The organism is Parendozoicomonas sp. 2304DJ65-17, assembly GCF_058148445.1.
On the sequence record NZ_JBYVJV010000009.1, the window covers coordinates 202,850 to 226,826 of the forward strand.

Sequence of the window (23,977 nt, forward strand, 5' to 3'; positions counted from 1 at the left end):
TTTTCACAATCAGGGTTATACCAGCTGGGACGAAGCAAAACGCTTACGATAATCCCGAGGCGTAAGGCCAGTAATTTTCTGGAAGATTCTCCGAAAGGCGCTGGCATCCTCATAACCCACCTGCCAGGCAATCTCTTCTACATTCTTGCGTGTTTGCTCCATCAGTTCCCGGGCTTTACTGACCCGCAGTTGCTGAAGATATTCTGAGGGGTTCAGCCGTGTGGCGGCATGAAAGCGGCGGATAAAGGTGCGTCCTTCCAGGCAGGCAGCTTGCGCCATCATCGGAACCGTAATCGCTTCGGTACAATGTTTCTGCAGCCAGTGTTGGGCTTTAAGAACAGCGGCATCGCCATGTTTGAAACTGGGTGAAAAGCTGCTGTAAAAACGCTGTTCCCGTCCTCCGGGGTCAACAAGAAAATAACGGGCTGTAGCCAGCATCGTTGCCGATCCCATAAACCGCTCCACAAGCCTGAGCCCAAGGTCTATCCAGGCCATCAGCCCTCCGGCAGTGACAATATCTCCGTCGTCTATTAACAGCTTGTCGATATCCAGCTTTACCTGCGGGTAACGGTCTGTGAAGACATTGGCCAATGACCAGTGCGTTGTGGCCGGTCGATTGTCCAGCAAACCAGATTGCGCGAGATAAAGTGCGCCGGCGCAGATAGAACAGATCAGTGTTCCTTTGCTGTGTAGTTCTGGCAACGACTCCGTCCAGGGAACGGACTCTGGCGGCATAGAACCCAGACAGGGCGGGATAATCAAAATGTTGTCTGATAACTCTGACATTTGTGTTTGCGAAATGGCTTCAACGCCACGACACTCAACTTTGAAAATTTTCGAAGGTGATTGGCTGTCTCTGGTTTTGTTATGAAACTGACTGGCTGTATTCAACAGGTCAGTTAATCCGTACACGGCCGCAAGCTGGGCGTCTGCATAAGTCAGAATACAAACGCTGATAGATTCCTGCTCAAGTGGGTGTTGTGAATTGGGAGAGTGCTTTTTCTTCATCTGACAGATATTGCACGAAATATGTCAAATTTGCCAAGCCTCAAAATGCTTGTAGAAACGTACGCTAAGCACATATTGCTGAAACCCATTGAGAGAAGTTTAAGAGATGAGCAAGCGTGCCTTAGTTGTTATCGATTTACAGAACGATTATTACCCTGGCGGAAAATGGACTCTGCACAATATAGAGGCTGCCTCAGCCAACGCCAGAACTGTACTGGATACTGTGCGTGACAGTGGCGATCTGGTTATTCATGTACGCCATGAATTTGCGGGTGACGATGCTCCATTCTTTGAAGCCGGAACACCAGGCGCAGAGATTCATAAAGATTTGAAGCCGGGCGAAGGTGAAGCTGTTGTTCTTAAGCACGATGTGAACTCTTTTCAAAATACCAACCTTAAAGAACTGCTTGATCAGCACAGCATCAGCGATCTTGTTCTGGTGGGAGCCATGAGCCATATGTGCATCGATGCAGCAACACGTGCAGCGGCTGACTTTGGCTATAACGTGACTGTGATTGAGGATGCCTGTGCGGCCAAAGATCTGGAATTCAACGGCAAAATAGTAGCTGCTGATGATGTGCATTCTGCCTATATGTCAGCTCTCGGTTTTGCTTACGCCAATGTTGTAACCACAGCCCAATGGCAGGAGAGCCAATCATGAAAACGGATTTACCCATACTCTTTCACTCGCCGCTAACCTGCTCGCTGGCATCGCGCTTTGCAGCCGCAGAGGGAGAGGTGCCACTGGCTATTGAGTATCTGAACCTGCGCACTAAAGAGTTGGAAAATGGTGGCTCCCTGCTGGATATTAATCCGCTGGGGCAGGTATCTACCCTTCAGCTGCCAACCGGCGAGCTGCTTACCGAAACGGCAACGGTTCTGTTATGGATTCAGAGTCAGTCATCGAATGAAGAGTTTCGCAGAACACCAGAGGATGATGACTATTTTCAACTGGTTCGCTGGTTAGGATTCTGTGCAACCGAACTCCACAAACAGATATTCCGTGTAGTGTTTTATCAGGAAGCTACTGACCAGGTAAAAGAACGTATCCGGGGTCTGGCCCCCAAACGTTTTGAGTTGCTCGACAGCCATCTGGCCGATAAGCCGTATCTGTTGGGAGACAGGATATCAGCGGCTGATGCTTATCTGGCCTGGTTCTTTGTACTGGCCCGTAATGCACAATTGGATGTGAGTGAATACAAAAACCTGAACGCCTATCGCAAACGTATGCTGGAACGTCCGCTGATTCAGGAACTGATAAACAGTGACCGCGAAAAGTATTTCGAAATGGGAGAAGTTATCATTCCATATTAACAATCCTTTGATGAGGTTGTTTTACTGGCAACCTCATCAACTCACATTTAATACTGAAACAAAGCTTATCTTCTCTGCGCTGCCAGAATTAGTTTCTCAGCATTATCGCCCGTCAACTGCCAGGTCAGGCAGCGTACACTACCTCCCTGATCACATACCCCATTCGCTTCAATGGTAATGACTTTCTTTGAACTGTGGGTGTAGATGGTATCCAGAACATAGTTTTCATTACTGGTAAATTTCCCCGCAAAAACTGGTACATACAGGGCATTTGGAGTCATCACAGCATTCAGGTTAATACCACAGGCGGAAGATTCACCATCACTGAACTGAACCGGAACAGTCACAATAGTGGCTTGGGGGAATGCTGATTCCAGTTCATCAATAATGCCAGACTGGTACTCTTCACCAAAATCAGCATAACGACTGTAATCATTGACTAATAGTGTCTGCTCATCCAGCCACGTAACCATGCCGTCGGCATGTGCCATGATATCTTCATCTGGTTCAAGGATGGCAACGGCTTTTGCCCCTAGAAGATCTTTGAGGACTCTCTTGCCTTCTGATATGGAAAGGTTGTTATCTTCCAGAAAGCGAGTAGTGGTAATAACACTGCCAGCATAATTATCGACAATATTACCACCGTCCAGAATATAATCTGTTCTGTTTATGTTCAGGCCATGTTCAGTAGTAAAATCATGGAATATATCCTGCACTTCTATGCTTTCTGAGTGAGACATTGTTGCCCACGAATAACGGAATTCAACCGGTTTATAGGGGTTAATAGTTGTATAGTCCCGAGTCCAGATATGCATCGATTCTTGTACTGTCAAAAGTACATCATCCGGAAGGCTCCGGTATCTGGACCGTGTCGCCTTATCCACCAGAATCACAATATTATCCTGATTGTGTTCTATCACCTCTTGGGCATAGTTGACCTGAAAACGGATAATAGAATCCAGAAGGCTGGCAGGTAGCTCTTTCTCCAGAACCGATGGGGCTGCCAGCACCAGTAACATGCGATCCTTTGCAATAACGTTTGTATGTGCGGATACAGAACTGACAGTTCCCAGTAGGGTGAGTAAATTGATGCAGAGCAGGGCGAACTTTTTTCTGATTATTTAATACTTCTGTACTTGCAGACAGGTCGAATGTAACCCGTAGCCGATTCTGCCCAATCAGAATGATTTGGTCAAAAAGCGAACAATAAATAAGGAAATATATAGCTAATACTGGAGAGAAGCTTCAGTACTGTGTCAGGAAGAGAAAGTCAGGCTTTGCCAGAAACAGCACAATTATTCTCTTTCTCTCTGCGCATATAATGCTGAAGACTGCGTTCCGGTTTTTGGGAAAAGCAGATACCCATTTGTGTGAATGACTGAATCCGGTCGAGCCGGAACATACGGTAATCGTCTCGAAGCAGGCACCACCCAACCAGCGTCCAGACTTTGCCCCAGTAAATCAGGCCAAGCGGCTGTACTTCCCGTTCAGAAACTTTCTGGTCTTCCCGTTGATAAACGAGCTTTATCTGCTGGCGTTGTTCAATGGCTTTATTTAAGTCATCGCTGTAGCGCGTCATTTCTGTTCGAAAGAAATCAGGAACCATCAACCAGGAAGGCAATTGCACCTGCCGAAAGTGTTGTTCCCTGGGCAGCACAGCTTGAATCTTATCTAGGGCGGCTTGTGAAGCCTGAACCATATCATCACCGGCCCATGCCTTAACCATTTGAACTCCCAGCATCAGCGCCTGCAGCTCATTGGCTGTAAACATAACCGGGGGGAGGGAAAAGTCTGGCGCCAGGCGATACCCAACACCAGCTTCCCCTTCAATTGGTACACCAGATAACATCAACGCCTGAAGGTCGCGATAAATAGTGCGCTCAGACACTTCCAGCTCTTCAGCAATGGCTTTGGCAGTTATAACTGTGCGTCGCCCACGGAGAAGAGTAATGATCTGAAAAAGGCGCTCGGCTTTGCGCATAAACCCTCACAGCATTGTTGTTCTGTGCTCGACTATCTAACTTATTACGCCACGGCTTCGTCTGATGAACAACACATGGCTTCTGTCAGTGCGGGCATATGGCGCATAGTGACACTGCCTTCTTCTGTCAGTGCAATCAGTGCCTGTCCTTCTGAGCTTTCCATAAATGCTGTTGATGCTGCCTGGGCCGCTTCCGGGGTTTCCCAATAAACAATATCAAAGTACAGGCCATTGTCCTGGCTGTTCGAGCGATAGAGAAAGCCGGGCTGGCGTACAAGAAAGTTGTTCACACTTTCATTAACCTTGAGCAGGTCTTCACTGCTGACACCTGCTTTCACCTTGTAAGAAACGTGCTCAATCATTGTTGTTACATTCATGGGGAGTCCTTGTTTGTTTATTTATTGAGATGGTGTGTACACAGGAAGAACAATAAACAAGGGCTACTGACAGCGTTGTGTCAGTAGAGTTTCCAGATTCAAGGTGCTCTCGCAGGTTGTATCAATTGGTCTGCATCTTTACGTCTATGTTCGTGTATGTGGTATGGTTCCTCGCGCGCTAGAAACAAGAACAAAACCGTTTAATCATCCATGGATATGGAATTATGAAAAAAGCAGTTGCTGCTGTATCAGCACTTGTAGTGGCCGGGGTATGTGTTGCCCCAGGTATTGTTGGTGGGGTGGTAAAAAATCGCCTTGATAATTTGCTGGCGAACCTGAGTCAGACTCCTGAGGTAAAAAGCTCCTGGGTGAGCTATGACAAGGGCTGGTTTGGTGCTGAGGGTGTAATCAATACCCGTATAACTCTGACAGACGTTCCCGGTGAAGAGCCTTTCACTTTTGATATCCAGTCCAATGTATCCATCAATCACGGACCTGTGATTCTCGCGAATGGTGTGCAGTTTGCCTGGGCTAGCTGGCAGAGTGATGTAGAGACCACAGAGGCGATAAAAAGCGCCTTATCTTTTGATGGGGAATCCATCTATAACCAGTCTGGTCGTATCAATTTCCTTGGTCATATTGAGCTGAAAGAAACAGCTCCAGCGTTTACCTATGAAGACGAAACATCAAAAGTAGTTTTCAGTGGATACCAGGCTGAAGGAGAAGTGAAAGGCAACAATATCCAGTATCAGGGTGCTGTTGAGAAGGTTACTGTTACAGCCAGTGCTGTGCCGGTTCCTGTAGAGTTCAACAAGCTGGCAGTGGTTCTGGATGGTGAATTACCAGATCAGGGTTTTCAGTCCGGCAAGCTTTATCCCGGTGAGTTTTCTATGACTGCCGGTGGCATTTATGCCGGGCAACTGTTCCTGGCAGATGATCTGGCGGTCGCTGTTGATCTGGTTCTGAATGAAGACACCACTACAGCGGATATTACCACCCGTTACTCTGCCTCCCGTATTCAAACCACCGACATGATGCTGACGAATGCCGGGCTGGATCTCACTTTGGCGAATTACAGCGAAGCTTTCAGTAAAGCCTATATGGAACAGGTTCAGGAGCAGCTTCTGGCCGCAGATTCAGAAGAACTGGCTCAGCAGTTAATGATGGACTTCCTGCAAAACAATGTTGGTACGTTGTTGGAAACCAAGCCTGAGCTGGATATCTCCAGTGTCCGCTTTACTCTTCCTGAAGGAACATTCAGCAGTCGTTTTGGCTTGAAACTGGCAGATTACAACGCAAGTATCGAGCAGTTGTCAGATCCTCTGTTCTGGCGTAGCAATCTGATTGTTGATGCATACGCTGATGCGGATAAGCAGTTGGCGAACAAGCTGGCAACCTGGGCAGCTATAGACAGTATCAACAGCAATGAAAACTTTGCAGGCTACTCCCGGTCAGAAAAGGCGGATCTGGGTAAGCAACAGGCCGAGATGATGCTGAATATGCTCACCGCCGGTGGCATGCTGGCTGTTAAAGACGAAAAGCTTGTGGCAGAGCTGTCTATGAAAAACGGTGAAACTATTGTGAATGGTAAGGCCATGCCTTTACCTTACTGACAACGACTAATTACATCATGTGGGGCGTCGTAGGCATCCCATATGATGTAATTGTTAGCAGTGTGATGACTTTACCCTGTAATTTCATGAACAATCTCATGAACCCTTTGAGTAGAAATACCACTTCTTTGCTCTATTGAAAGTAGATGCTCTGATGGCTCTAAGGTTATCAGGGGTACATTGCCAATTTTTTGTGTTTGGACACTTGTTCTGAGGTGTAGTGTGTTTTCATAGCAGGGTAACTTTGTGCACAACCAACCAAAATAAGGTTTGTTTGCTTCTCTGCCTTCTTCATCCCAGCTTTCACTCATATGTGAAAAAGATTCTTCACTTAGCGAAACCCAAACTGACCAGATGAAAGGATCACTCGAGCCTGTGACTGGAATCTCAATATGACCACGGACAAAGTAATGTTCATTATCGATGATACATTGATCATCATTTTCAAGAACCCGATCTTTATATTCCTCGGGCGGAACCATAACTGATGCTGGAGATCGACTTCCAAAACAAGTTGGAAGATCTCCAAGATCATTCTCGCAGATTGCACAATTCTTCATGGTTTTGTATTAGCAGCTAACAATTTTTTGTACTGAAAAAGATCAGTATACGGGTGTCTGTACCTGAATACTGACTCTTCGAAAGCTCTCAGCGTTTGTTTTATTCCCCGCAAGATATCTCTCAGTTTTTCCTTGGTCGCCTAGGATATACGCCATGCACTTCTTATATAAATTTTACCCATACTCATTGATGATATCTTCAACACTTAGCAAGCAAAGTGCCTTGGCTAAAGCAATTTCTCCATGCATGACGGCATGAATCGCATAGTACCCTTGTAATTTGCTTTCACCTTCTGGGGGCGACTCGAGAGCATCCTTAAGAGCTGAAAAATACGCACAGGCCAGTTCTTCTGGAATATCGGGGTTTTCAATGTCATGTCTTGCAACTTCAATTGCAGCCACGAGCTGAAACTCACAATGTGCAACTAGTTTGGGTATGGCTGCATACGATGCAGTACCAATAGATCCTTGGTGGTATAAATTTTCCCAAAGCTCTTCGATTGCATTTTCATAATTTGATGTAAGGCGATTTAGCGCTGGCTCTGGATTATAAGGAACACCATACCCACTAATTAGCTGCATAGATCTCTCAAGTATTGTTCAAAGAATGGCAATGTACTCTTGGGACTTTGGTCGCACGTAGCACTAAACAGAAGTGTTACCTGCCATTTTATCTGGTAACACATTCGGTAGCACATGATCGTATATGTAACGGTGTTTTAATGACTGTTTTTTAGTGTAAATGCCGCTATCCCTTGATACACAAGGGATGTCGTTTTTTGGCACACCATCTGCAATGTATAGAGCGTAAACAGGCAAAAGGTTCCGGAAGAGAATCTTGCCAGGCGAGCAGTAACAATAATAAAAATACGGTAATAACAACAATAAAGGCCGGCTCGAGTAACAAGAACAGTCGTACAATAAAAACAAGAATAACAATAAGAACAAAAGACCCTTTCCGAGAATCCAGGCCCCGCATTGCGGGGTTTTGTTTTTATTTTCCCTGCTCCATTTGTTTTATCCACACAATACAAAAATAGTCTATGTTGTCTATTACTAGACACTGTCAGAGTACCCTGTGAAACATAGACCAGTCACTTATGAAGCCGACCTTCTGGATAAACTTGAGGTAGAACACCAGAATCTCCTCAGCCAGTTTGATAGTCTCTGCCAGGCCTGTGACAGAGGTGATCAGGATGAGGCTTATTCGATGTTAGGCCTGTTCAATACCATGCTGATTGAGCACTTTGTTCACGAGGACTACAAGCTCTACCCCTACTTGCTTGAACAGAGAGGGAGTTCTAAAGAGCAGATACAGGCCATGCATAATGAAATGATGAATATCGAAGTTGACATACGCAAACTGGTCAAAAAATACGACATTCGTTCGCAATATGTCAGCCCTGAAGATATGCAGAAAAACTGGCAGTTCATTGGTAAAAGCCTGGAGGTAATAGGCCTTCTACTGAAGGAGCGTATCCATCGTGAAGAGCAATGCCTGTACCCCCTTTATAAGTAGGCCTTATAGAGAACGCCCCTCTGTTGCGATGAGCTGTTCACCTTCATTATGAGGATGAAGAACAACGGTAATTGCTTTGGAGGTTGGCGTGTAACTCAGCTCTCCAAAACTATCCAGAGGAACCAGAGGATTAGTCTCCGGAAAGTAAGCCGCTAGATTACCTGCTGGAATGTCGTATTCCACCAGTGTGAAACCACTGACCTTCCGTTCCACGCCATCGGTCCAAAGTGACTCAATATCTACCTTATCTCCTGCCGTTAACCCTGATTTGGAAAGGTCTGCTGAGCTGATAAACAGCACTTTGCGCTGGCCATAAACACCACGGTAACGATCATCAAGGCCGTAAACTGTTGTGTTGTACTGGTCATGAGAACGCATGGTCTGTAATACGTACAGAGGCTGATCTGTCATCATTGCCAGCTCTGCAGGAATGATGGCGTCAGGCAGGTCATGACTGTACAGACGGGCTTTACCTGTTTCTGTCTGCCAGACTCGTTCACCTGCACTGTTCCCCAGGTAAAAGCCACCCGGAGCCCCTAAACGGTGGTTAAAGTGATAGAACCCTGACACGACCTGTTCAATATAGTCGCGGATTTTGTCGTAATTCTCTGATACAGCCTGCCAGTCCAATGGATGTTCAGCCAGTGTCGCCTGTGCCATGCCTGCCACAATTGCGGGTTCAGAGAGCAGGTGTTCGGACGCTGGCTTCAACGTGCCACTTGAGGCATGCACCATGCTGAACGAATCCTCAACAGTGATATGCTGATTACGGCCATCTGGAGCCATATCCCGTTCTGTTCTGCCCAGACAAGGTAAGACCAGAGAGTGCTCACCGGTTTGCAAGTGAGTGCGGTTCAGCTTGGTAGCAACATTTACTGTCAGCCGACAGCGCTGAAGGGCCTGTTCTGTGCGCGGGGTATCGGGAGTTGCCGCAGCAAAGTTGCCGCCCATACCAATGAAGACCCGGCTCTTGCCATTCAGCATGGCCTGAATGGCCTGAACTGTGTTGTGGCCATGAGAGCGTGGAGATTTTATATCAAATACTTTGTCTAACTTGTTGTGGAAGGCCGGTATGACTTTCTCATTAATACCCATTGTGCGATCACCCTGAACATTACTGTGTCCACGCACAGGGCACAGACCTGCACCGGGCTTGCCAATCTGGCCACGGAGCAGCATCAGGTTTGTGATTTCCTGAATGGTGGCCACGGAATGGCGATGTTGGGTTAAGCCCATTGCCCAGGTACAGATAACCCGTTCTGCACTCAGGTAGTGGTTCGCAGCATCTTCAATCTGTTGTTGAGTGAGCCCGGATTGTTCAACTATCTGATCCCATGATGTGGCATGTACCTTGGCTAGGTAATCATCCATTCCCTCTGTATGTTCGGTCAGAAACTCATGATCCAGTACGGCAGGCATACCGGCAGCCTGTGCTTTTTGTTCCTTGTCCAGCACCACTTTTACCATGCCACGAACTGCCGCCATATCTCCCCCCAGGTTTGGGTTGAGATACAGGCCAGTTATGGGAGTTGAACCATTTGTCAGCATCTCTTTGGGGTGCTGGGGGTTGGTAAATCTTTCCAGGCCACGTTCTTTGAGAGGATTGAAGGTGACTATGCGGGCACCCCGGCGAGAGGCTTTTGAAAGTACGTCCAGCATGCGCGGATGGTTGGTGCCGGGGTTCTGGCCAAAAACGAAGATGCAGTCAGTTTGCTCAAAGTCTTCCAGATGCACTGTACCTTTTCCCACACCTATAGCCTGCTTTAGAGCGGTTCCGCTGGCTTCGTGGCACATATTCGAGCAGTCAGGAAAGTTGTTGGTGCCAAAGCTCCGAACAAAAAGTTGATACAGGAATGCAGCTTCATTGCTTGTCCGCCCTGATGTATAGAACTCTGCCTGATCGGGCGATTCCAAAGCATTCAGCTCACGGCCAATCAAGGCAAAGGCATCATCCCAGCTGATGGGTTCATAATAATCTGTAGCTGCGTTGTATTGCATGGGATGAGTCAGCCGGCCCTGGTATTCGAGAAAGTAGTCATCCTGTTGCTTCAGCCAGCTAACACTGTGCTGCGCAAAAAACTCAGGTGTCACCCGCCGTGAAGTGGCCTCCCAGTTCACCGCCTTGGCACCGTTCTCACAAAAGCGTACGGCTTTGTTCTCGGCATCTTCACCCCAGGCACAACCCGGGCAATCAAAACCGTGATCCTGGTTGGTTTTCAGCAAGGCCTTGATATTGCTGATAGCATTTTCACTCTTCAGCAGATGTTTACTGGTGCTGGCCAGAGCACCCCAGCCGCCAGCGGCGTGGTTATAAGGTTTTATTTTTTTTGTCGTGCTCATCAGGATTATCCAGGTATTTTTCGCCTGCTTGGATCGCAGGCGCAATAACGTAAATCAGGGAGAATACAGGCGAGGTTTGCCTTCTCTGGGCAGGTGAATCAGGTTCAGCCGGTAACGGCAGGCCATGTCTACAGCGAATGAGGAGGGCGATGAAAACGTAGCAAGAGCGGCAATACCTGCGCGTACAGCTTTTTGTACCAGCTCCACACTGCACCGGCTGGTCATAATCAGGCAGCACTGATGCAGATCCAATTCCTGGCGAAGCGCTGCACCAATCAACTTGTCCATGGCATTGTGGCGGCCAATATCTTCACGGCAGAGGGTTATGTCTCCGGCTTCTTCGCCAGCCAGAGGCATTAGAAACGCAGCATGCATAGCTCCAGTCTGGTTACCAAGTAACTGCAGGGAACGTGTACGGTTATGGATGTCTTCAAACCAGACACTGTTTGGCAATGGTCGTTTATCAAGCGGTGCAAGATCCGGGAACGCACTTTTCAAAGAATCCTGGCCACACAGGCCACAGCCACTCCGCCCCTGAAGGTAACGTCGATGTTGTTTAAGACGGTGAAAATCACGATTACTGATGGATATGTTCAGAATGACATGGCCGTCGGACTGATACTCAACCTGCACTCCACGCAAGCTTGTCTCTGAACTAAGCAGCCCCTCGCTCCAGGAAAAACCATGGGCAAAATCTTTAAGGTGATTGGGAGACGCCATCATGACCAGATGACTGAGCCCGTTGTAGGTTAAAGCGACAGCGACTTCCTGAGGACAAGGAGTATCTTCAGCAGAATGGGACTCATAACCGCTGGTGTGATGATCAATATCAGAGGTAAACGACCGAGAGCTTGTCTGGTAATCTGGCTGGCAGGTGGGGGAGGCTGCTAATGATTCAGCTCCCCCTTTGGTATAACAACGGATAATGATTCACTCCACGCGTCCCAGGGATACAGGACAGTTGATCGCTATACACGGTCAGGGTCGGCGCTCTTGTGGATGCCAACTCATAACCCTGTGCAATAGTAATGACTACGGTTTTTTGTATCAAAGCGTAAAGTGTTACAAATTATTAAATTGCATTTGTTCTTGCGTTGCGGATCACTATTTACGGAGATTTTTCTGCACTGCCGGCATAAGGTTTCAGCTGTTCATAGTGCACAGGCTTAATCCAGGTATTCAGTTTTTTTTCCTGAAGCTCTTTAGCTATCAGATTGGCCTCGGAGTATTGCTCATAAAACCCGTAGCTGACCGAAAACCAACCATCCTTCCTGAGAACAATGAACAGTTTCTGATCATCGCTTAGCTGTTCCATAAACAAGTTCAGTTTTTCCTGGGTCCTGAAGGCTGCGAGCTGGATGGTATAGCCTTTGGTGTCTGGTGATATGTTATGGGAAAGTACCGGGGCAGTGATTTGGCCAAGAACAGACTGGAACTGCCTGACGTCTGTCCAGTCTTTGGTTTCTACAGGCTCAGCACCACAGTCAAAGTTTGATACCGCCCCGCTCTTGAGACAAAAACTACTCGGCTTCTCATGAACCTGCTTTCCTGCACAACCGGCCAATACAAGCAGGCTAAGCGAAATAAAGAGAGTATTACTTCTCAGCCAGTGCACGACTGAACCCTCGTATAACTGGCTTCAAAAGATAATCCATTACTGTTCTGCGGCCGGTAAGAATATCAACATCGGCTTCCATTCCCGGAAGAATCTGACGTTCCCCGTTGGGGGTATGAATACTGTCCTGGTTTGTTCTGACATAAACACGATAGAAAGTACGGCCAGTCTTTTCCTCCTGTTGGCTATCCGGACTGATCCGCTCAACTTTGCCTTTCATACCGCCACTGATCATGGCGTCAAACGCCGATAGACGTACATTCGCTTCTAGGTCTTTTTGCAGGTTAGCAATATCAGCAGGGGAAACCTGAGCTTCTACTAGTAATGTTTCATCCAGAGGCACCAATTCAATGATGGTATCCCCAGAGCGCACAACGCCTCCCAGAGTGGTTTCTACCAGGGTTTTCACAATACCTCTGACCGGCGCAATCACATCCGTTCGGCTGACAGCATCCTGAGTCGCAAGAACATTCCCTTGCAAAGCTTCCAACCTGACCAGCCTTTCTGACAGCTGTTCACGGGCTTCTGCGCGAAAACTTTGCAGCTGCTCATCCTTTCGGGCTTTGAGTTCTTTCATGCTTTGGCGGGCCACAGCCAACTGTTGTTCCGTGGTCAGGATACGCTCCTGAAGTTCAAGCTGTTCTCTTTGTATGGCGAGAAGTTCTGCCGGTGCGGCAGCGTTTTGGCTAACCAGTTTTTCTTTCAGCCGGATTTCTTTCTTCAAGAGTGTGAGTGACTGCTGAAAGTTTGGCAGTCGCTTCTCAAAGCCTTCAACCTCGGCCTGTTTTTGCAAATATTGACTGTCCATAACCTGTAGCTGTGCGGTCAGCAGTGCTTTGCGTTCACGCCATAGCTTTTTTTCAGTACGGACGAAATCACCAGCATTCTGCTGCAATGATTGAGGAAAAACAGGTTCGATACCTTCAAGCTCTGCTTGCAGGCGGATAATGGTGGCCTGCAGACCTTCGGTTGTTGCTTCCGCTTCACCAAGATCTCGTTCAGCCTGCCTGGGATTTAATTGCACCAGTACCTGCCCGGCTTCAACAATCTCTCCTTCAGAAACAAGAATGCTTCGTATAACGCCGCCTTCCAGGTGTTGTACCTCCTGCAGTTTACTGGTCGGTATCACCTTGCCACTGGCTTTCACGCGAATATCAATATCAAACAGGCTGGCCCAGAGTATGAAACACATAACCAGTGTCGCCATTACCACAACAATGGCACGACTGAGCACACTGGGATTAGCCATAGCCCGGGCGGCCAGTGATTCACGGCTCAATTGTTCTTCCATACTTCTATACCTCCTCTGCGGCCAGCGCAGCCGAGGAACTCTGTCGTTTAGATATCTTTCCGGTTGCACCATGCCGCAGGGCTTCCAGCACCTGGTCTTTAGGGCCATCCATCGCGATACGTCCGTGATCCACAACAACCAGCCGGTCTACTAAGGCGAGCAGTGCTGGTGTGTGAGTCACCAGTATTAATGTGCAATCGTGGTTGGAAAGATAACTCTTCAACCGTTGAATGAGCTGCGCTTCTGTCGTGGGGTCCATTGCACTGGTCGGTTCATCCATCATTAACACCGCAGGGTGCTGTAATAATGACTGCGCTATGGCAACAGACTGCCTCTGGCCACTGGACAGGCCTGCCCCCCGCTCACCAAGAACCCGCTGATAACCATCGGGATGCTGGCTGACAAACTGTTCTACACCAGCCAATCGCGCAGCTGCCAGAACTTCTGCATCGCTGGCCTCTGGATAACCCATGCAAATGTTATCCCGCAGTGAACCGCTGAACAGCATCGGCTCCTGCCCTACATAGCCCACATGGCTGCGCAACTCAGCTGGAGAAATCTGTCGTGTATCGACACCGCCAACCTGTGCGGAGCCCTGATCAGGGCCATAAATACCAGCCAGCAGTTTCAGCAGCGTACTTTTACCGGAACCGATGCGACCGATAATAGCGACGCGCTCTCCTGCATCTATAGAAATATTCAGGTTGTGAAGATTCTGCACTGGTTGTTCAGCGGGATAACTAAAGGTTGCTCCCTGCAGTGCCAGCCCTTTGCCAAGGTCGGCACGGGACAGGAACTGTTCTTCCTCGGAACGCAGCTGTGGACGCTCCATAAACTCAGAAATCTGGCTAAAGGCAACTCGCGCATGGTAAGTGCGAGATAGTAGAGAGGCCAACTGAGTAAAAGGTTGTAGGGCTCTGCCCCCCAGCATATTTACGGCGATCAGGGCACCCATGGTCATTTCACCGGCGGTGATCAAATACACACCACCAATAATCATGGAGACACTTGCCAGCTGTTGTACAAACACTGCACTGTGTGTGGCCAGCTGGCCAAAAGCCTTCACTTTCATGCTGGAAAGGGCAGAGGCATAAACCTGATCCTGCCACTTCCGTCGCATAACCCGCTCTGCCCCTATGGCTCTAATCATTTCTAGGTTGGCAATGGATTCCACCAGAGTGCCTTGCCGCTCCTGACCATTCACCGTGGCGGCTTTGGAGGCCCGCGATAAAGGCCCTTGAAGTAACACACCAATTAAAATGGCCAGCGGGCCTGCTACAACAGGTATTAAGCCCAATGGTCCCCCAATCACAAAAATCAGCGTGATAAACAGAATGACAAAGGGAAGATCAATCAAAACCACCAGAGTGGCTGATGAGAAAAACTCCTGTACGGTTGAAAAGCCTCGGAGTACATCAGCCATATTTCCCGCCGCTCCAAGCCGCTGTTCCATACGCAGACCCAGCAGGTGCTCATAGATACGACGGGAGACAGTCACATCCACGCGCCTGGCGGCGGTATCAACCAGATAACTGCGCAACTCTTTCATAATAAAATCGAACACCAGCACAATGAACACACCTATAGCCAGTGTCCACAACGTGTTGATTGCGCCATTGGGAGCAACGCGGTCGTATACCGCGAGGTTAAACAGCGGTAACACCAGAGCAAAAACATTGATAACCAGTGCGGCAAGCCAGACATAACGATAACTGGTCAGTTCGTTACGCAGAGTCTGCCAAAGCCAGGAGTGGCCTTTAACCTGCTGCTGACTGGTATTCACTGCTGGTTTTTTCCCCAGTACCACCATCTGCCCACACCAGATACCGGCCAGCTTATTCCAGGGCAGCTCGGCAAAACCTTTCGCCGAGATAAATCTGGCTACAGTTTGCTCACCGGAACCATCTACAAGGACGCAACCATAGCGATTATCCTTAAGCCGGATCAGAGCAACTCCAATACCATGGAAATGCTGTGCCTGGTTATGTGAAAGGGTGTCCATGTGAGCAATCACCCCGGCCTTGTCCAGACTGCGATTGATACCTTCTAGATCAAGACCCTTATTCAGTTCCCGGTCTTCAGCCAAACCAGAGAGTACTGCAGATGCAGTCACCGGTTGCCCGAGCAGACGTGTTGCTTCGGACAGAGTCTGAGCCAGTTGCCGTGCAGGCACTGGTTGTTCGTCTTTCTCAGTTTTTGATTGACTCTGAGGTGTTTTTTTTTGTTCTGAAATTTCAGACATAGAAACAAGATTTTCTGACTACAGAAGAAAGAGCCTGGTAAGCCAGGCTCTTAGGGAGAGCAGGACAAGCCTGCCGCGGGCATTCTACCGTGCTAATCGGTGACGGTAACTACCTCCTGGTCAATCAACAGCGTAGCTTCTCCCTGAATATAAACCTGCATACCGCTGTCAGCACTCTGGCCAGTATCTTTCTGCCAGCCTGAGACATTAACCGTATCGGAACTATCACCGGTTACCATTATGGTATTGTCGCTGTTGGTCAGGCTTACTACCGCATTCTGATCAAGGGATAAGTCCTGGGAGCCTTCACCCAAGAACAACTCATCCAGTGTTCTCCCTTCTTCAAACAGGTCTGAGAAGTTCAATGCACTGCCGCTGCCAGCATCAAAGTCTCCCGTAACAATCAAACGCTGATCGTCAAACTGATCCAGATTTACCAGTCCTATATCCGATGCATCGCTTACTGAAGCTTCCGCTACCGAAGCTATGCTGGATTGACCGGACTGTAGAGAGTCACTGTTCTCAGAAGCCTCCAGAGTGAAAACATCTCCTCCTGTGGTTGTCTTGGTAAACTGGAAAGCCTGCGTTCCTTTTCCAGCATCTTCTCGAACATAAATCGTATATTCACCATCAGGGAGTTCACCATCCTGGTCAGGCTGAGTATCTGACCAGCTTTTACCGTCAAGACTATATCTTATGGTTGTCGTAGCGCCGGATACATTCAGCTTCCCAGAATTGGTTATAAAATCAGAGTCGGAAGTACCGCTGTCTTCCACCAGTGTGATAGTCAGAGGTAAATCGTTATTTGTCACAGAGTCTTCGAATAGAGCATTCGATTTGCCAGAATCATCGGTAACAGCGCCTTCATTGAGAGTAAGCTTTACTTCTCCCGTACCAAGCGGACTAAAATTGAGGTAGTACGCGTTTGCGTTGGAAGGGCTTTGAATCAGCCTTGTTGCTACCGCATTTTCTAAATGAAAATCATCAAGCTCCAATCCATTAACGGGCTCACTAAACTCGATCTCCCAGGAGTTTAAGAAATGAGCCCCCCAGAAACGACTTCCCACCACTGATGGAGGAAGGTCTATATATTCAACAATATCAATCTGCTGCGCTAAAGCTGTGTCTTCATTTGTTACCAGCCCGTCTTCCAGATCGACACGAATACTACCAGCCTGTGTTGGCTCAATAGTGACACGGTAATGTTGGTTATTGACCTGCTCTAACTCGATAACTGAAGCATTCGCAGAACCAACCAGAGCAATCTGCTCTTTGCTAAGTGCTATGTCTTTATCAAAGTGCAAATCAATAGTGAATGGTTCAAAGCCATCGTTCAGTTCAGGAACCACCATCTGTACAGAAGGTGTTGTTGGCTCACTGACAGTAAAGCTCTCATGGCTGCTGGCTGTATTGTTGTTATAAAGCTTCCCTTGAATCAGGCCGCTGCCGACATCAAAAATAACTTCACCTGGCTGGGTCGGTGTTACCGTAGCTGACCAAGTGAATTCATCGACATATCGAAAGTTACTGATCTCGGCATTGGTAACCTGAACGGCACCATCTGAGTATGCATCTGGTCCAAAGTTCCATACTGACTGGTTGAATGTAAAATACACAGTACGGGCATCAAAGCCAGTAAAACCATCATCAGAAACCGTTATTGATTCAAGAACAACAGGTGCTCCCTGCACTAAAAAGCTGGAACTAGTGAAAGCACTTCGATTCCCATTACCAGCGGCATCATGCACAGCATTCTCTGCCAAGTTTACAGATAGAGCATCATACCCGTAGGTGTCAGGGAAATACTCTATACGGTAGAGATAATCATTGACTTTGGTAACCTCTCCAATTCGCCCCTGATTGATAATAAGACCAGCAGCCAACTCTTCTACAGTCTCATTAATGGGTTCATTGAAGGACATTTCAATAATATGAGGCTGATCAAGCTGTGCTGGTGTCACAAGCTCTATATCAAATACAGGGCCTTTGGTATCAGGAAGCGGGATGTCATCGTCACCAGTGGTTGTTTTGGTGAACTGGATAGCATGTGTTCCTGTGCCAGCAGTTTCCCGTACGAAAATCGTATGAACACCATCCGCCAGCTCGCCATTCTGGTCAGGCTCAGTTTCACTCCAGTTTTTTCCGTCGAGACTGTAGAGCAGAGTGGTTGTTGCGCCGGTTACTTGCAGTTTGCCATTGCTGGTGACTAAGTCGGAATCTGAAACCCCGGTATCTTCGAGAAGCGAAACATCAAAAGCTAAACTCTCATTAACGACAGCGGACTGATATTGAGCATTCGTTTCCCCAGAAGCATCAGTCACAGCGCCATCATTCAAAGTCAGTCTTATTTCACCAGTACCCAGTGGGGCATACGTGAGGTAGTAGTTATTACCAGCCCCTTGAGTCAGCGAAATCACCACTGCATTTTCCAGCGTGAAATCGCTGAGATCCAGGCCTTCGACCGGTTTATTAAACTCAATTTCCCATGTGTTAAGGAAGTGTGCTCCCCAGAAACGATCTCCGACCACAGACAGGGGGTTATATTCAATCTCTATCTGTTGTGCTAACGCCGTATCTTCATTTGAGACCAAGCCATCAGCAAGATCAATTTGAATCTGGCCAGCCTGTGATGGTGTGATCGTCACACGGTAATGCTGTCCGTTAACTTGTTCCAATCCAGTTACTGTCGCATTGGCAGAACCAGACAGTGCAATCTGCTCCTGACTTAAACTCATATCATCGCGGAAGTGCAAGTCCACAGTGAATGGCTGAAGGCCTTCAGCTAAATCAGGTATAACTATCGAATCAATTTCAGTCAAAACAGCTATGGTAGCGCTTATTGGTTGCGCAAGGCCTGTAATTGATTCGGCTGGCAGTGTAATAGTCACTGAACCGGTATTGGCAGCATTAACGACAAGCTCGTACTCTCCACCACCGAGATCCGTCAGAGAAACTATCTCTACATCTACCGGTACCTGAAAATCATCTATATCCAGATCATTCACAGTCTGGTTAAAACGGATCGTCAATGGCGTATCAATACCAGCCTGAACAGTTGAGTCATCAATCAACAGCTCAAGAGGTGGTGCCTGGTAGGAAGCTTCAAAAGGAGGTGTTGAAGGCAACCATTGACCATTGGCCCAACTATTAAACTCTATGGTTACATCACCATCACCGGTCGCACGGAAATGGAATTGCTTCACACTGGGATCATCAGTGTTACTGAAATCAATATATTCCACATTTTCCAGTACAGGGCGACCGACGCCGTAATCAGCAATAAGCCCTTTGGGGCCATTTTCTGAAAGGTCACCAAACAGTTTCACGGTAACGGTAAACTCACCGCTGACTTCTTCCGGCGCATCAATGATCAACATACGAACCGTTGTCTCATCAAAGGCGAGATCCAGACTGCTCTCTCCATTCTGCAAGCCTGACGGATCTGCTACGGCATTATCGTTGAGTGTGATGCTGACCGGACCTGGTGCAACAGGTGTGAATGTGACATCAAAGTTGCTGGCATAACCACTGGCAGGCGATATGCTTTCAATCACCACATTATCCAGACCGAAGTCTTCTGCAGTGAGACCCTGTACCGGGCGGTCAAAGCTGACTTCAACAGTAAAACTACCGGCAGGTACCAGGTCTGGCCCCTCCAGCGTCACGGAAGGTGGTTGGCTCAGAGAATCAGGCAATGAGTGATTGGTGACAGAGTCGCTATAACCGGCACCAGGGTTACCCGAAAGATCTGCAACAGCACCTTCATTCAAGGCAACTGTGACTTCTCCAGCAGACAGGGGATGGAAAATGACGATATAGGCATTTTCACCATTATAAGGGCTGGGCTGAATACTGGTGATCACACCATTGGTCAGGGTGAAATCATCGGCGGTCAACTCATCAATAGCTTCATTGAAACGAATCACTACGGCATCGTAGTAGTCGTTGCCATCAAAACGGAACTCCTCAACCTGAGGCCCGACAGTATCCGCTGTGATAGTAATGACCGGAGCCAGCGCACTGGCTTCATTGGCAATCAAACCATCTTCTATATCCAGCTGCACAGTACCAGCCTGTGCTGGCGTGATTGTCAGCTGGTAATGGGTATCACTGACCTGAACCAGTTCTGCGATAGAGCCATTGGCGGTACCGGTCACAGTTAACTGCTCTTCACTCAGCGCTATCGCTTTGTCAAACCGCAGCTCAAGCGTAAATGGCTGGAGCCCTTCGGGTATGTCGGGGATCTCCAGAACAAGAGAAGGCTGTGCAGGCTCAGCAACAGTGAATGATTCGCTGTAGCTGATATTCTGGTTGAACTGCATGCCTTGCACACTGTTCTGGCTCAGGGTAAAGCTCACATTGCCGATGCTGGTTGGTGTGACTGTAGCCGTCCAGGTGACGCCATCGCTGCTCTGCAGGTTACTCAGTTCACCGTTAGTCACAGCGATGTCGTCCGCTTCAAAGCCGGTAACAGCCTGGTTAAAGGTAAACGTCACGGTTCGGCTTTCGAACCCGGTAAAGCCATCCTCAGAGATTTCAATATTTGCCAGGCGGACTGGTGTGCCCTTAATGGTATAGGACGGCGTAAACGACCAGGTTTCAAAACCGTTCCCAGCGTTATCGACCACCGCACCATCTTTCAGGTTGATTTCCAGCGCACCCTGTCCATAGCTGTCTGGGAAGTATTCCACCAGATAATGGTCAGGCCCGGTTTTGGTTATTTCGCCGATACGCCCCTGGTTAATAATGAAATCGTCCGCAGTCAGACCATCGACAGGTTCATTGAAATAGAGATCAATGATGTGCGGCTCACCTAGGTTGTCAGGTGTTTCGATGTAGTAGTCATCATCGATATAGGGGGCCTCTAGTTCTGTGCGGACATCAATAGACTGGCTGACCGAAGCCGATAAAGAGCTTCCGGCATTAGCCGCACCTTCTGGCAAGCGGATCTCCAGAGAGCCTGTTTCTGATGGTCTGATCGTGACTTGATAAATTCCAGGTTCTACAAGCTCTAGTCCAGTGATAGTTGCGCTTTCAGGGACTACTTCAAAGTCATTAATATCCAGCCCGGTAACAGGTTGATCAAACGTCACTTGTACCTGTGTGTCTACTCCAACCTGAACAGCAGTTGATGTGATGGAGACTGGAATTAATGCTTCAACAACATCGGTCACAGCCAGTGTGACACTCACGGCATCACTGGTGTTCCCCGCCGCATCGGTCGCCACAACCTGGTAGTCGGTGCTGTTGTTGCCACTCTCAAAATCATTGGCACCACTGGCCGCACCGGCTTCGGTCAACGTGATCTGACCATTGGCATCAATAGCGTAGAAGCCATCGGCACTGGTATTGGATGGGCTGCCATTGTTGTGGAACTGATAACCGGTGACACCGACGGCATCGGTAGCCACCACGGCACCAACAACAAAACCCGCAGCCTGGTTCTCGGCGTAACTGAAGCTCTGGTCGGCGGTGATAACCGGCTTGATATCATCCACATCAATGACAGAGAGTGTGATGTTCGTAGCGGCGCTGGAATTACCAGCGGCATCACGAGCGACGACCTGGTAAGTGCCACTGTTCAGGCCGCTTTCGAAATCGTTCAGGTCACTGGCAGCACCCAGGGCGGTCAAGGTTATGCGTCCAGCGTCGTCAATTTGGAAGAAACCATCCGCACTGACAGTTGACGGCGTACCATTGTTAGCAAACAGGTAACCGGTCACACCCCCGGCATCGGTCGCTGCCACAGTAGCCACTTCAGTACCGATGCTTTGACCTTCCACGTAGCTGAAGCTTTGACCGGCAGTCACTACCGGATCAGTATCGTCCACATCGGTCACACCAACCGTGACTGCAACGGCGTCACTGGTGTTGCCGGCGGCATCGGTGGCCACAATCTGGTAATCGGTGGTGTTGGCACCGCTCTCAAAATCATTGGCACCACTGGCCACGCCGGCTTCGGTCAACATGATCTGGCCGTTGGCGTCAATGGCGTAGAAACCATCGGTACTGGTGTTGGATGGACTGCCGTTGTTGTGGAACTGGTATCCGGTGACGCCGACAGTATCGGTGGCATCGACCGTGCCGACCACAAAACCCGCCGCCTGGTTCTCGGCATAGCTGAAGCTTTGACCAGCAGTCACTACCGGATCAGTATCGTCCACATCGGTCACACCAACCGTGACTGTAACAGCATCACTGGTGTTGCCTGCCGCATCGGTCGCCACAATCTGATAGTTCGTGCTGTTGGCACCGCTCTCAAAATCATTGGCACCACTGGCCGCGCCGGTGTCGGTCAACGTGATCTGGCCGTTGGCATCAATGGCGTAGAAGCCATCGGTACTGATATTGGACGGGCTGCCGTTGTTGTGGAACTGGAACCCGGTGACGCCGACAGTATCGGTGGCATCGACCGTGCCGACCACAAAACCCGCGGTCTGGTTTTCGGCATAGTTAAAGGTCTGATCGGCGGTGACCTCAGGCTTGGTGTCATCGACATCGGTCACGGCCAGAGTGACGGTGGCCGGGGCACTGATATTGTTCGCCGCATCCCGGGCGACAATCGTGTAGTTGGTGCTGTTGTCGCCGGTCTCAAAATCATTGGCACCGCTGGCCGCGCCATCGGCGGTGAGAGTGATCTGGCCGTTGGCATCGATGGCGTAGAAGCCATCATGACTGGTGTTCGACAACGTACCGTTGTGACTGAACTGGAAGCCCGTGACACCCACGGCATCGGTCGCCGCCACAGTGCCAACCACAAATCCGGCAGCCTGGTTCTCGGCGTAGTTAAAGGTCTGATCGGCGGTGACCTCAGGCTTGATGTCATCGACATCAATGACCGAAAGGGTGATGGTGGTGGCGGCACTGGTGTTGCCTGCAGCATCCCGTGCTATCACCTGGTAGGTACCGCTGTTCAGACCACTTTCAAAATCGTTCAGGTCACTGGCGACACCCAGGGTTGTCAGGGTGATGCGACCGTTGTCGTCAATCTGGAAGAGCCCATCGGTGCTGGTGCTGGACGGGCTGCCGTTATTGTGGAACTGGTAACCGGTGACGCCCACAGCATCAGTGGCGGCCACGGTGGCGACGAGGGCCCCAACCGTTTGCCCTTCCACATAGCTGAAGGTTTGATCGGCGGTGACCACAGGATCGGTGTCATCGACATCGGTCACGGCCAGGATGACGGCGACCGGGGCACTGACATTGTTCGCCGCATCCCGGGCAACAATCGTGTAGTTAGTGCTGTTGTCGCCGGTCTCAAAATCATTGGCACCGCTGGCGGCGCCATCAGCGGTGAGAGTGATCTGGCCGTTGGCATCGATGGCGTAGAAGCCATCATGACTGGTGTTCGACAGCGTACCGTTGTGGCTGAACTGGAAGCCTGTGACACCCACGACATCGGTCGCCGCTACAGTGCCGACCACAAACCCGGCGGCCTGGTTCTCGGCATAGGTGAAACTTTGATCGGCTGTGACCACTGGCGCGGTGTCATCCACATCGGTCACACCAAAAGTGACCGTCACAGCATCACTGGTGTTGCCTGCCGCATCGGTCGCCACAATCTGATAATCGGTGCTGTTGGCGCCACTCTCAAAATCATTGGCACCACTGGCCGCACCGGCTTCGGTCAACGTGATCTGACCGCTGGCATCAATGGCGTAGAAACCATCGGTACTGATGTTGGATGGACTACCGTTGTTGTGGAACTGGTAACCGGTGACACCCATCGCATCGGTCGCTGCGACCGTGCCGACCACAAAGCCAGCGGTCTGGTTCTCGGTATAGGTGAAACTTTGGTCGGCTGTGATAACAGGTTGGGTGTCGTCGACATCGGTCACACCAATGGTCACTGTCACTGGGACACTGATGTTGCCAGCCAGGTCACGGGCAACAATTTGGTGATCATTGCTATTGGCACCACTCTCAAAATCATTGGCACCACTGGCCGCACCGGCTTCGGTCAACGTGATCTGACCATTGGCATCAATAGAGTAGAAGCCATCGGTACTGATATTGGACGGGCTGCCATTGTTGTGGAACTGATAACCGGTGACACCGACGGCATCGGTGGCCGCCACGGTGCCAACCACAAAACCCGCGGCCTGGTTCTCGGCGTA

The 23,977-nt window shown here is 49.2% G+C and carries 16 protein-coding genes; 4 read left to right on the plus strand and 12 right to left on the minus strand.

Annotation, left to right across the window (positions count from 1 at the left end):
• Nucleotides 1–15 precede the first annotated feature (15 nt).
• Complete coding sequence (locus ACY2RR_RS19900) at nucleotides 16–1,008, minus strand: GlxA family transcriptional regulator (RefSeq protein ID WP_490109933.1); 993 nt, start codon at nucleotides 1,006–1,008, stop codon at nucleotides 16–18.
• Between the two features lie 106 nt (nucleotides 1,009–1,114).
• Between ACY2RR_RS19900 and ACY2RR_RS19905 the strand changes: the two genes are divergently transcribed.
• A complete protein-coding gene (locus tag ACY2RR_RS19905) occupies nucleotides 1,115–1,669 on the plus strand; it encodes a cysteine hydrolase family protein (protein WP_490109934.1) in 555 nt (184 codons plus the stop codon).
• Complete coding sequence (locus ACY2RR_RS19910; protein WP_490109935.1) at nucleotides 1,666–2,322, plus strand: glutathione S-transferase C-terminal domain-containing protein; 657 nt, start codon at nucleotides 1,666–1,668, stop codon at nucleotides 2,320–2,322. Before ACY2RR_RS19905 ends, ACY2RR_RS19910 begins: the two co-directional genes overlap by 4 nt.
• A 65-nt stretch (nucleotides 2,323–2,387) precedes the next feature.
• Here ACY2RR_RS19910 and ACY2RR_RS19915 read toward each other — a convergent pair whose 3' ends face one another.
• The 3 genes from ACY2RR_RS19915 to ACY2RR_RS19925 all read right to left on the minus strand — a co-directional run bounded on the left by ACY2RR_RS19915 (nucleotide 2,388) and on the right by ACY2RR_RS19925 (nucleotide 4,680).
• Nucleotides 2,388–3,341 (minus strand): agmatine deiminase family protein, encoded by a 954-nt coding sequence (locus tag ACY2RR_RS19915; protein ID WP_490109936.1) that lies wholly within the window; start codon nucleotides 3,339–3,341, stop codon nucleotides 2,388–2,390.
• A gap of 251 nt (nucleotides 3,342–3,592) precedes the next feature.
• Nucleotides 3,593–4,303 (minus strand): helix-turn-helix transcriptional regulator, encoded by a 711-nt coding sequence (locus tag ACY2RR_RS19920; protein WP_490109937.1) that lies wholly within the window; start codon nucleotides 4,301–4,303, stop codon nucleotides 3,593–3,595.
• 44 nt (nucleotides 4,304–4,347) lie between these two features.
• On the minus strand, nucleotides 4,348–4,680 hold the full coding sequence (locus tag ACY2RR_RS19925; protein ID WP_490109938.1) for a hypothetical protein: 333 nt from the start codon (nucleotides 4,678–4,680) through the stop codon (nucleotides 4,348–4,350).
• A gap of 224 nt (nucleotides 4,681–4,904) precedes the next feature.
• Here ACY2RR_RS19925 and ACY2RR_RS19930 point away from each other — a divergent pair, with 224 nt between their 5' ends.
• On the plus strand, nucleotides 4,905–6,293 hold the full coding sequence (locus tag ACY2RR_RS19930) for a YdgA family protein (protein WP_490109939.1): 1,389 nt from the start codon (nucleotides 4,905–4,907) through the stop codon (nucleotides 6,291–6,293).
• A gap of 71 nt (nucleotides 6,294–6,364) precedes the next feature.
• On the opposite strand, the gene ACY2RR_RS19935 is transcribed toward ACY2RR_RS19930, so the two are convergent.
• A complete protein-coding gene (locus ACY2RR_RS19935; RefSeq protein ID WP_490109940.1) occupies nucleotides 6,365–6,853 on the minus strand; it encodes a DUF2199 domain-containing protein in 489 nt (162 codons plus the stop codon).
• Nucleotides 6,854–7,027: 174 nt separating this feature from the next.
• Complete coding sequence (locus ACY2RR_RS19940) at nucleotides 7,028–7,435, minus strand: hypothetical protein (RefSeq protein WP_490109941.1); 408 nt, start codon at nucleotides 7,433–7,435, stop codon at nucleotides 7,028–7,030.
• A gap of 496 nt (nucleotides 7,436–7,931) precedes the next feature.
• Between ACY2RR_RS19940 and ACY2RR_RS19945 the strand changes: the two genes are divergently transcribed.
• Nucleotides 7,932–8,372: a hemerythrin domain-containing protein gene (locus ACY2RR_RS19945; RefSeq protein ID WP_490109942.1), complete on the plus strand. Its 441-nt coding sequence runs from the start codon at nucleotides 7,932–7,934 to the stop codon at nucleotides 8,370–8,372.
• A 3-nt stretch (nucleotides 8,373–8,375) separates the two neighbouring features.
• Here the strand turns inward: ACY2RR_RS19945 and ACY2RR_RS19950 are convergent, their stop codons facing one another.
• The 6 genes from ACY2RR_RS19950 to ACY2RR_RS19975 form a co-directional block, all read right to left on the minus strand.
• Nucleotides 8,376–10,712, minus strand: coding sequence for an FdhF/YdeP family oxidoreductase (locus ACY2RR_RS19950; RefSeq protein WP_490109943.1), 2,337 nt, complete (start codon nucleotides 10,710–10,712; stop codon nucleotides 8,376–8,378).
• A gap of 54 nt (nucleotides 10,713–10,766) precedes the next feature.
• A complete protein-coding gene (gene fdhD, locus ACY2RR_RS19955; protein ID WP_490109949.1) occupies nucleotides 10,767–11,642 on the minus strand; it encodes a formate dehydrogenase accessory sulfurtransferase FdhD in 876 nt (291 codons plus the stop codon).
• Nucleotides 11,643–11,820: 178 nt separating this feature from the next.
• Entirely contained in the window at nucleotides 11,821–12,327 is a 507-nt protein-coding gene (locus tag ACY2RR_RS19960) for an SPOR domain-containing protein (protein ID WP_490109944.1), read from the minus strand.
• Nucleotides 12,308–13,618, minus strand: a complete 1,311-nt coding sequence (locus ACY2RR_RS19965; protein ID WP_490109945.1) for an HlyD family type I secretion periplasmic adaptor subunit — start codon at nucleotides 13,616–13,618, stop codon at nucleotides 12,308–12,310. Before ACY2RR_RS19965 ends, ACY2RR_RS19960 begins: the two co-directional genes overlap by 20 nt.
• Nucleotides 13,619–13,622: 4 nt before the next feature.
• Nucleotides 13,623–15,860 carry a type I secretion system permease/ATPase gene (locus ACY2RR_RS19970; protein ID WP_490109946.1) on the minus strand — a complete coding sequence of 746 codons (2,238 nt, stop codon included), beginning with the start codon at nucleotides 15,858–15,860 and terminating at the stop codon, nucleotides 13,623–13,625.
• A 92-nt stretch (nucleotides 15,861–15,952) separates the two neighbouring features.
• Nucleotides 15,953–23,938, minus strand: coding sequence for a beta strand repeat-containing protein (locus tag ACY2RR_RS19975; protein ID WP_490109947.1), 7,986 nt, complete (start codon nucleotides 23,936–23,938; stop codon nucleotides 15,953–15,955).
• Nucleotides 23,939–23,977: the final 39 nt, after the last annotated feature.